The 7706-nt window shown below is 46.7% G+C and carries 3 protein-coding genes and 1 pseudogene; 3 read left to right on the forward strand and 1 reads right to left on the reverse strand.

What is annotated here, in order from left to right:
• Positions 1-278: 278 nt before the first annotated feature.
• Entirely contained in the window at positions 279-2996 is a 2718-nt protein-coding gene (gene acnA / locus B3P58_RS14560; RefSeq protein ID WP_286718592.1) for an aconitate hydratase AcnA, read from the reverse strand.
• 475 nt (positions 2997-3471) lie between these two features.
• Here acnA and B3P58_RS14565 point away from each other — a divergent pair, with 475 nt between their 5' ends.
• From B3P58_RS14565 to B3P58_RS14575, 3 genes and pseudogenes are all read left to right on the forward strand, one after another.
• Positions 3472-5883 (forward strand): AAA family ATPase, encoded by a 2412-nt coding sequence (locus tag B3P58_RS14565; RefSeq protein ID WP_230330282.1) that lies wholly within the window; start codon positions 3472-3474, stop codon positions 5881-5883.
• Between the two features lie 192 nt (positions 5884-6075).
• Positions 6076-7161: a hypothetical protein gene (locus B3P58_RS14570; RefSeq protein ID WP_230330283.1), complete on the forward strand. Its 1086-nt coding sequence runs from the start codon at positions 6076-6078 to the stop codon at positions 7159-7161.
• A 75-nt stretch (positions 7162-7236) separates the two neighbouring features.
• Positions 7237-7329: pseudogene (locus tag B3P58_RS14575) on the forward strand (transposase); the annotation flags it as partial.
• Positions 7330-7706 lie beyond the last annotated feature (377 nt).

Raw genomic sequence — 7706 nt, forward strand, 5'->3', positions numbered from 1 at the left:
GTAACCTGACAGGCACCAGCTTAAAACGGGCGACTGTCAGATCGGGTCTGAACTACTTCACTTAAACGCTTAACGTTATAAATCCCGAGCTTGCGCCGCTTCCCTCTGAAACAGCTCTCTCATTATCAGAATATTCCGCGGAAGGTCGCATTCAGACCTAAAAAAACCGGCTCCTCTTACGAGTGCCGGTTTTGTTTGGCTGCTTAGTCAAACTGTCTGGTTGAACCAGCAGGCCTGACTAAGTGAGCAGTAGCTGTTTCAGCGGTTGTTGGCTGCTGTTAGCTGTTAGCAGCGATAATATCGCGCAATACCATCGGCAGAATGCCTTTATGGCGAATCTGCTCCAGCTCCGATGAGGTATCAACACGTGACAGCAATTTGTGCTGTTCGGTCGAGCCGTCTTTGCGATTAATCGTCAGCGTTACAGAACCGCGTGGCTGCAGGGCATCAATGCCTGACAGGTCGAAGGTTTCTGAGCCATCCAGGTTCAGCGAGCCCAGCGTCACGCCTTCTGGCAGTTGCAGAGGCAGTACGCCCATGCCCACTAAGTTGGACTTGTGAATACGTTCAAAGCTCTCGGCAATAATGGCTTTTACACCCAGCAGGGCCGGGCCTTTGGCCGCCCAGTCCCGTGATGAGCCGGTGCCATACAACTTGCCGCCGAATACCACCGATGGCGTGCCTTCCTGTTGGTAGCGGGATGCGGCGTCGTAAATCGACATTTTTTCCGCTTCGCCGTTGGCGTTGTAGTAATTGGTGACCGCACCGGTTGTGCCCGGCAGCATCAGGTTTCTGGCTTTTACGTTGCCGAAAATACTGCGCAGCATCACATGGTGGTTACCACGACGGGCGCCCAGTGAGGTCAGGTCGTTGGCGTCAACGCCGATCGACATCAGGTACTGTCCCGGTGCTGAATCCGGGCGGATGCGGCTTACCGGCGAGATATGGTCGGTGGTGGTGTTGTCATCACACATCACCAACATACGGGCGCTGCTGATGTTGTTCAGTGAATCTTTTGGAGTTTCCAGTGCGAAGCCATCAAAGAACGAGATTTCCTGAATGTAGCTCGACTTCTCGTCCCACTGATACACAGGGCCGGTCGGTGACTCCAGCTTCTGCCAGCTTTCCGGGCCAGCGAGTGAGTTTTCGTAGGTTTCGCGGAAGGCTTTCGGGTCCATGCACTCGTGCATGGTTTGCGTAATTTCCGCGTTGCTCGGCCAGATATCTTTCAGGAACACGTCATTGCCCTGAGCGTCTTTGCCCAGCGGCTCTTTGGTGACATCAATATTTACATTGCCGGCGATTGCCATGGCAACGACCAGCGGCGGTGACATCAGGAAGTTGGTATCAACATCCGGGTGTACGCGGCCTTCGAAGTTACGGTTACCCGACAACACGGACGACACAATAATGTCGTGGTCACGCAGCGCAGCTTCAATACTCGGTGCCAGAGGGCCGGAGTTACCTACACAGGTCGTACAGCCGTAACCTGCGGTGTTAAAGCCGAGGGCATCGAGGTGCTCCTGTAATCCGGCTTTGGTTAAAAAGTCGGTTGCCACCGGTGAGCCGGGTGCCATCGAGGTTTTTACGCCGTCCGGCACTTTCATGCCCAGTTGGTTGGCTTTTTTCGCCAGCAGGCCAGCGGCAATCAGCAGGCCGGGGTTCGAGGTGTTGGTACAGGCAGTAATCGCAGCAATCACAATATCGCCGTCTTTCAGTGTGCGTTCCGGCAGAGACTGGAAGATACCGGCTTCGTCGGCCTTAACCGGCGTAACCTTCACTTGTTCCGGGGTGCGATTGCCTGCCGTTGCGGCTTGCTGGAATACCTTGCCGATATCGCCCAGCGGCAGACGGTCCTGCGGGCGCTTTGGCCCGGCGACAGATGGCTCAACCGTCGACAGATCCAGATGCAGCAGATCGGTGTAGCGCGGCAGTTTCTGGCCCGCTTTCCACGCCATGTTCTGCGCCTGGTAATAAGCCAGTGGCAGATCGCCATCGCGGCCGGTGGCTTTCATATAATCGGCTGCGATTTCATCAAACGGGAAGAAGCCCATGGTCGCGCCATATTCCGGCGACATATTGGCGATGGTCGCGCGATCCGGCAGAGACAGATTCGCGCTGCCTTCACCCACGTATTCCACGAATTTACCCACCACGCCGCGCGGGTATTTGCGCAGCATTTCGGTGATGGTTAATACTAGGTCGGTAGCGGTCACGCCTTCGCGCAGTGCGCCGGTCAGTTCCACACCAATTACTTCCGGTGCCAGCATTTCCATCGGCTGACCCAGCATAGAAGCGCCAGCTTCAATACCGCCCACACCCCAGCCAACAATACCCAGCGCGTTGGCCATTGGCGTGTGGCTGTCCATACCGATCAGGGTATCCGGAATCATCAGGTCGTCTTGGGTGAGGTAGCCCTGAGCCAGATACTCCAGGTTCACCTGATGCACGATGCCGGTTTGCGGCGGAATAATGCGGATGGTGTTAAACGCCTGCGCACCCCATTTCAGGAAGGCATAACGTTCTTTATTGCGTGCCGCTTCCAGCTCGCTGTTAATGCGCAGCGACGCCGGGCTGCCAGTGTTGTCCATGGTGACGGTATGGTCGATCACCAGATCCGCACGCACCAGCGGTTCAATGATCGCAGGGTTCAGATCCATGCGCTGAACCGCCGAGCGCATCGCCGCGAAATCGACGATGGCGGGTGTACCACTCAGGTCGTGCATGATCACACGACCGGCGGTGAACGGAATTTCTACCGGCTCTTTACCCTGATGCGCAGGCCAGTTGCCCAGCGCCTGCAGCTGCTCAACGGTGATGCCGTTTTTGCCGACATTACGCGCAATACCTTCAAGAATAGGACGCAGAGAAAAGGGGAGTTCATCCAGATTGATGCCGAAGTGTTCTGCGGTGTCTGGCAGGCTGTGGAAACGATGAGACGTGCCTGGCAGAGTCTTAATCGAGCTTGAAGGGTCGAAATTGGTAAGTGATGTCATGCTGGATTCCTGGCAGGTTGTTTAGTGCAGGGGTGGCAGAAGCCTGAATTGTCAGCAATTTTAACGGTATGAGGGGTTAAAGCAAGGTTTATGACTGCCGCTTTAGTCGGATTGTATACAATCCTTCTGCTGGCAGTGCATCACCGGCCGTAGGAGCGGGCCATGCCCGCGATGCTGCAAGCCCTTGTTGCGAACATCGGGCGAAGAATGAAGCCGCAGTAAAAGTCTCAGGCGCGAAAAGAGGCCGGTTAGACAGAGGCAGGCGCTATGCGCCGATAGCATGGACATTGATGTTGTGTCTCTTAATGTGAATCCAAATCCAATACTTTATACCTAGACCATAAAAGTGAGATTTCTGTTACTAATAACGGCAGGTCGTCTGCGCAACAGGTCCAGAGTGAACGGTTTGCCATTGTATTAGCGTGGATGCCCATATAGATAATCGAGTCAGCGGCGACAAGGAGCTTGATTTACGATGCTAAAGAAAATTCAGCGCATTGAAAGGCTTGGTGTGTTCGATGATTTTAGTTGGGATGATGAAGTTAAAAACAAAGGTGGTGCAGTTCAGAACTTTGTTGATATCAACATCATCTATGGCCGCAATTATTCAGGTAAAACTACACTATCGCGTATTGCACGAGCCCTGGAAACAGGGTTTTTATCAGATAAATATGGTTCGCCATCGTTTCAACTAAAATTTTCTGATAACTCATATGTAACACTCTCGGCCTTGTCCGGTCATGGCAAGAATATTCGCGTATTCAACGAAGATTTTATTAGAGATAACCTTAGATTTATCACCAATCCTGACGACAGCGTTGAGCCGTTTGCCATTTTAGGTGATGACAATAATAAGATCGAAAAAGAGATTGAAGCTCTTGAAGCTGAACTCGGTTCTAGTATTGAAGGCCAAGAAACCGGTTTGTTTGCCGACAAAAAGCAGGCTGCAGTTGCATACAACAATGCGTTTGTCGCTCATAAGCAATCGAACGATAGCCTAGAAAAGCAATTGAGCGATAAAGCGACCAATAAAGACATCGGAATTAAATACAAGCCTGAGCGTTTTGGTGACCAAAACTACACCATTACCAAGTTAAAGTCCGATATCACAACTGTAAGTAGCCCTGATTTTCAGCCGTTAACATCAGAGCAAGTGAGCGAGCACGAAAAGCTGATTGATGAAAAGGTTTTGCCTGCAATACCTAATTTTTTGCCGCCTAAGCTAAGTTTTTTGAGCTTGGCAAAACAAGTTGAAGCGCTGGTAACCAAACCGATCAGTGAGTCTGACAAAATTCAGGCATTAGTCAAAGATGCTGTACTTAACCGCTGGGTCAATGAAGGTCGTTCTCATCATCGAAATAAGCATGAAAAATGTGCATTTTGCGACAATGAAATTTCGGCTGAGCGATGGGCTGAGCTTGATAAGCACTTTGATGAAGAGTCTGAGCTATTAGAAAAGTCGATTGATGCGTTACTTGCTCAGATAGAAACCGAGAACAAAACAGTTCAATCCGCACTCACCATTGAACAATCTGTTTTTTATTCCAAGTTTCACTCACAACTAACTGCCTTAGATTTAAGGTTAAAAGCAGCAACCAAAGACTATCAGATTGCTTTAGGTAGTCTATCCAAGCAACTTAAGACGCGAAAAGGTGACATTTTAAACGCTAAAGACTATGAGAGCCCCATTGATGGATCTGAAAAATTAACGAAAATCTGGCAGGAATATAGTGACCTTTGCGCTCAGTCAGAGTTATTTAGCAGCTCATTAGCCGGTGAGCAAACCAAGGCTAAAGCGGCCTTGCGACTAAAGGATGTCGCTGACTATTTGCTTACGATTGATTACCAAACACAGCTCAATTTAATTGAAACCTTACTGGAAGAAAAAGTCGAGGCTAATCAAGCGAAGGTTGCTGTCAATTCGGAAATTACGAAAAAACAAGCACAAATTACGGCTAAGAAGCGTGAACTGAACGACGAAGAAAAGGGGGCCATAAAGGTAAATGAATATCTGAATAATTTTTTCGGGCATCAGTTCTTGACGTTGGAGGCTAAAAAGGATGAAGGACAAATTCAAGGTGCTAAGCGCATTCGGTTTGAGGTGATCCGTGACGGCAAGAAAGCTTATCACTTAAGTGAGGGTGAGTGCAGCTTGCTGGCATTCTGCTACTTTTTGGCCAAGCTAGATGATGTTGCAACCAAAGACTCAAAGCCGATTATTTGGATCGATGATCCTATCTCGTCGCTTGATGGAAATCATATTTTCTTTATTTATAGCTTGTTGAATGCGGAGGTGGTCGAGAAGGGTAGGTTTGAACAACTTTTTGTTTCAACGCACAATCTTGATTTTTTGAAGTATTTGAAGAGGCTGAAGGATAATTATCTTACTACTGAAGGCGATAAGGTGAAACTTCAGAAGGCTTACTTTGTCGTGGTTAGACAAGATAAAAAATCCACCTTGCAGGTGATGCCATCGTACTTAAAGGAATATGTAACTGAGTTTAACTACCTGTTTCATCAGATCCATAAATGCGCCTCTCTTGATGCTATCGATGATGCCAACTATGTAACATTTTACAATTTTGCCAACAATGCGAGGAAATTTTTCGAAATTTACCTATATTACAGATATCCAGATCAAGGCATGACGCCAGAGACCCTAAATGCATTTTTTGGTGAAGATAGTATTCCGGCGGTGTTAACAGACAGGATTAACAATGAGTATTCTCACCTAGCAGGAGTTTTTGAAAGGGGGGCATCCCCTGTGGAGGTTCCAGAAATGCAAACTGCCGCCAGACAAATCATTGAGCGACTAAAACAAGACAATGAGCAGTTTTCTTCGTTAATTAGAAGTGTTGGTGAGACCGTTGAGGTTGAAACCGTATGAGCTGGGGCGCAAGAGTGATAATGATAAGTTTGCACAAGACACAATCATCCGGAAATTCGAGGCGTTTAAAATGAATACGCTAGCGTGGGGGTCTGTATTACTCGTTGCAGATCAACGTCCGTTAGCTTAATCGTTAAGCAGAAATTTCTTAAACTGGTTGTAATGTTCAACAATTTATAAGGTGGAAGATTAATGTCGGAATTAAACGCAACCATTAAGGTCGATTTTCGAAAACTAAACTACGCCAATATATTCCATCTATGTTTAAGTGAGCTAAAGGAGCTATCGAATGATTCCCGATATGAATTTGCCATCGACTCTGGGTTTTATGGTGTAAATCTTAGTAATTATGATTTAGCTCATATTGAAATATCATCAATCAAGCAAGATAAAAAAAATGTACAGTTTCATCTTTGGGGAGGTGTTGGGTCAGCATCAGAGGTACTCCAGCAACTATACAAAGGTATAGATGGAAGGGTGGTGAAGACATTTGTTTCTTCAGCATATGATGATCAGGCTGGCTATAACTATTATCCGTGTTATCACGATAATATATATTACGATTATGGTGAGGAGCAAAATCCAGGAATTGACAAGAAACTGCTCAAGGCTGAGGAAAACGGTAATAAGTTTGATGTTTTAGAAAAACTTCTGAAATCGAAAAAATTGCTCAATGAAGAAATGGCATTGAACGACTGCATTAGTGAATATGTTAAGAGTGGGGAGTTTCGTACCAGGTTTTTGAATGTAAAGAATATCGAAACCGGAAGAAATTCTGATGGTGATACGCTATTGACCGCTATGATTAAAGCAGGTAATGAAAAGGAATCGATATGGTTGCTGGATGTGCCAATGGTCATTGATCATTGTATTTCTGATGCTGATGGTACAACTCCTTATGAGTTAGCAAAAAAATACGGATTAAAAAAATTAACATCTTATATGGAAGAAATGTATATTTATCGTGCTAACGTTGATTTAAACTCTCCTAAAAGCTATACAGTTAGCGAAGACTTTCCGTTGATTGATATAGCTAATAGATGCATGGGTCATGGCTTGTATATGTATGAGTTTGGGTATGTTTCGATTAGTTATAATGAAGTCATGCTTCCCGGGGAAAACCAAATTTTTATTTTTAATGATTGGGATAGGGATAATAATAAAAAATGCTATCGAGTGAGTTATTACAATCAAAAAAAACCCCAAGATCATTACAGTGAAAAAGTATTTACACTTGATCAGATTTTAAAGTGTATAGATGACTATGCGAGTCAATGAGAATAGGGCCGCTGAATCGCCATCAGTTTGTTAGTCACCTTTGAGTTGGAGGAAATGACTCAAACAGAGGTGAGTATGGGCAAAAAACGTTACCCCGAGGAATTCAAGATCGAAGTCGTGAAGCAGTTGGCCGTTGCTGGCCACAGCATCGCTGATGTTGCTGATCGATAAGGAAAACAGCCACTTTAAGAAAAGACAGTTTTGGCTGCCAGTAGCCGTGTTGTACTGCGCCCAGTCAGTTCAAATGTCGTGGCGTATAGCAGGTCAGGGTTGATATTGCACGAGAGGAGCTGGTGCAATCCCCCGTCTTTAATCGGTGGAAATCAATATTTGGGTCTTCTGACAATTGATCTAAACAAAAAAACCGGCTCCTCTTGCGAGTGCCGGTTTTTTATTCGATCGCGTTTTGTTTCAACAGAAGCCGATCAGTTCAGTGAGCTGCATAAGCTGTAGTAGTTCAGACCCGATCTGACCGTCGCCCGTTTTAAGCTGGTGCCTGTCAGGTTACATCTGGGTTAAATTCTTTTCTGCCCAGATTCGTTTTC

Origin of the sequence: Thalassolituus sp. UBA2009, assembly GCF_002335285.1 — a bacterium.
Lineage (GTDB): Bacteria > Pseudomonadota > Gammaproteobacteria > Pseudomonadales > Oceanobacteraceae > Venatoribacter > Venatoribacter alkanivorans.

What these genes read in the sequence shown, in the direction of transcription:
- acnA (WP_286718592.1), bottom strand. Translation starts at nt 2,996, where the DNA reads ATGACATCACTTACCAATTTCGACCCTTCAAGCTCGATTAAGACTCTG.
- B3P58_RS14570 (WP_230330283.1), top strand. Translation starts at nt 6,076, where the DNA reads ATGTCGGAATTAAACGCAACCATTAAGGTCGATTTTCGAAAACTAAAC.
- B3P58_RS14565 (WP_230330282.1), top strand. Translation starts at nt 3,472, where the DNA reads ATGCTAAAGAAAATTCAGCGCATTGAAAGGCTTGGTGTGTTCGATGAT.